We start from the raw sequence: 2,482 nt of genomic DNA on the forward strand, positions 1-2,482 counted from the left end.
GAATAATATTATAATAAAAAATATTCCGAATCTAATTTAGAATAGTATTCAAATTAATATTATGATTATGCACTTCAATTTAACCTTTCCTAACATATATAAAAAAGGCAGCTTTATTTGCTGCCTTTTGGTTTGCAATTTAAATTATTTACGTAGCTTTTCTAACATATCTGCTGTCATTTTTGCAAGATCATATTCTGCCTTAAAGCCCCACTCTTCTATTGCAGCTGTGGCATCAAGCGAATTTGGCCAGCTGTCCGCAATCTTTTGACGAACAGGATCCACCTGATAATCCATGTTAAACTCTGGTATGGACTTTCTAATTTCTGCAGCGATTTGTTCCGGTTCAAAGCTCATTGCTGTCACATTAAATGAATTTCGATGCTTTAATTTTGAAGCATCTGCCTCCATCAGATCTACAATTGCATTTAATGCATCAGGCATATACATCATATCCATATAGGTTCCTTCCGCAATATAGGAAGTATAGTGTTTATTTTTGATTGCTTCATAGTAAATTTCAACAGCGTAATCGGTTGTACCGCCTCCAGGAGGGGTCACATGTGAGATTAATCCTGGAAATCTCAAACCTCTTGTATCAACGCCAAATTTATAATAGTAATAATCTGCAAGTAATTCTCCCGCCACTTTATTTACACCGTACATAGTCGTAGGACGCTGAATAGTGTCTTGAGGGGTGTTATCCTTTGGTGTAGATGGACCAAAGGCACCGATTGAGCTAGGAGTGAAAAATTTGCAATTTAACTCACGCGCTGTTTCTAAAGCATTCATGAGCCCGCCCATATTTAAATTCCAAGCGAATACCGGATTTTTTTCAGCGGTAGCCGAAAGTAAGGCAGCCATATGAATAATAGTATCCACTTGATACTTCTTAGCCATTTCAATCATCGTTTTCGTGTCTGTTACATCTACAACTTCAAAAGGACCAGAAAGTGCAGCCTCTGAATCATTTTTTCTTATATCTGTGGCAATTACATTGTCTGCTCCATAAATATCTCTAAGTTTCAACGTTAACTCAGATCCAATTTGACCTAAAGCCCCTGTAATAAAAACCTTTTTCATTTAATAACCAAACCTTCCTCTGTGAAAATTCCCGTCTCCATTGCCATTCTTCAAAAATGTTGAATGAGGGGCAAATTAATTAAATTACACCCATTTCTTTCCCTACTTGTTCATATATTGCAATAGCCTGATCAAGCATTTCCTTCGTATGTGCTGCTGTTGGCATATTTCTAACCCTTCCAGTGCCCTGCGGAACAGTCGGGAACACGATTGACTTCGCATAAACGCCCGCCTCGTTCAACTTTCTGCTGAACTCTTGTGTCTTTACTTCATCGCCAATAATACAAGGCGTGATCGGAGTTTCACTATCACCAATATCAAAGCCTAAGTTCTTTAAGCCAGTTTTTAAATAATTAGCATTCTTCCAAAGCTTCTCATTCAATTCAGTACTTTCCATTAATATTTCAATTGCCTTTATACTTGCAGCCACATCTGCCGGAGTTAACGATGTAGAGAATAAGAATGGTCTGCTTCTTACTTTTAACCAATCTATTAGCTCTTGTTTTCCGGCAACGTATCCGCCAACAACACCAATTGCTTTTGAGAGAGTACCGATTTGAAAATCAATTTTATCAGAAAGCCCGAAATGCTTGACAGTTCCTGCACCATCACCTAAAACTCCTGATCCGTGAGCATCATCTACATAAGTAATCAGGTCGAATTCTTCTGCGATTTTCACAATTTCAGGAAGCTTGGCGATATCTCCATCCATTGAGAAAACGCCATCTGTAATGACCATGATTTTATTGTATAAGCCAGATTCCTTCGCCTCTTTTGCTTTTGCTCTTAAATCTTCCATGTCAGAATGGTTAAAACGGATGATCTTTGCTCTTGATAACCGGCAGCCATCAATGATAGAAGCATGATTCAATTCATCGGAAAAAATTGCGTCATTTTTGTCCATAACAGCTGAGATAGCAGCCATATTACAATTGAAGCCAGATTGATACGCAATAGCAGCCTCTGTATGTTTAAATTCAGCTAGTTTTTCTTCTAGCTTTACATGCAGGGCCAATGTTCCGTTAATCGTCCGAACAGCTCCCGCTCCAACCCCGTATTTATTAATTGCTTTTGTAGCGGCTTCCTTTAATCGCTCATCAGTAGCTAACCCTAAATAGTTATTGGAAGATAGATTTATCAGCTCTCTGCCATTAATCTTAATAATTGGTCCGTTTGGACTTTCTAACGGATCGATAACATTATACAGTCCCTTACCTCTTAACTCTTCTAGGTTTTCCTTTAAAAAAGCATCTAATGTTTTGCTTGACATAATCAAGGCCCCCTTACGTATTCAGTTCCTGTTTGTCGCTTTCCTAAAAACAAATGTCTCTCCCAAAAAGACAGTTGTTTTTACAAAAAAGCTAGATATATAAAGGAATATTAAGTAATACTTTATCAC

At 37.7% G+C, this 2,482-nt stretch carries 2 protein-coding genes; both read right to left on the reverse strand.

Going from position 1 to position 2,482, the window contains the following annotated elements; translation table 11 throughout:
- Window positions 1-144: 144 nt before the first annotated feature.
- Window positions 145-1,083: an L-threonine 3-dehydrogenase gene (locus tag V7122_RS21670; protein ID WP_335529002.1), complete on the reverse strand. Its 939-nt coding sequence runs from the start codon at window positions 1,081-1,083 to the stop codon at window positions 145-147.
- Window positions 1,084-1,162: 79 nt separating this feature from the next.
- Window positions 1,163-2,353: a glycine C-acetyltransferase gene (locus V7122_RS21675; RefSeq protein ID WP_335529004.1), complete on the reverse strand. Its 1,191-nt coding sequence runs from the start codon at window positions 2,351-2,353 to the stop codon at window positions 1,163-1,165.
- Window positions 2,354-2,482: the final 129 nt, after the last annotated feature.

Source organism: Bacillus sp. JJ1532, assembly GCF_036965085.1.
Classification (GTDB): Bacteria; Bacillota; Bacilli; order Bacillales; family Cytobacillaceae; genus Cytobacillus.